This is a genomic window from Butyricimonas sp. DFI.6.44 (assembly GCF_022132345.1).
Lineage (GTDB): Bacteria > Bacteroidota > Bacteroidia > Bacteroidales > Marinifilaceae > Butyricimonas > Butyricimonas muris.
In genome coordinates, this window is sequence record NZ_JAKNJD010000036.1 from 1 (window position 1) to 459 (window position 459).

At 54.0% G+C, this 459-nt stretch carries 1 rRNA gene; it reads right to left on the minus strand.

The window, feature by feature from the left end:
- Window positions 1–457: ribosomal RNA gene (locus L0M98_RS22535) — 16S ribosomal RNA — on the minus strand; the annotation flags it as partial.
- Between the last annotated feature and the right edge of the window lie 2 nt (window positions 458–459).

Consider the following 459-nt stretch of genomic DNA (forward strand, 5'->3'; position numbering starts at 1 on the left):
CTTATTCTTCCCTGACAAAAGAGGTTTACAGGCCATAGACCATTCTTCCCTCACGCGACTTGGCTGGTTCAGGCTCTCGCCCATTGACCAATATTCCTCACTGCTGCCTCCCGTAGGAGTCTGGACCGTGTCTCAGTTCCAGTGTGGGGGACCTTCCTCTCGGAACCCCTAGACATCGTCGGCTTGGTGGGCCGTTACCCCGCCAACTACCTAATGTCGCGCGTGCCCGTCCCGTACCATTAACTTTTAAAATCAAGACCATGCGGACTTGAAGTATCATGGGGTGTTAGTCCACGTTTCCGCGGGTTATCTCCCGGTACGGGGTTGGTTGCACACGTGTTACTCACCCGTGCGCCGGTCGCCATCAAGGTATTGCTACCTTATGCTGCCCCTCGACTTGCATGTGTTAAGCCTGTCGCTAGCGTTCATCCTGAGCCAGGATCAAACTCTTCATTGTAA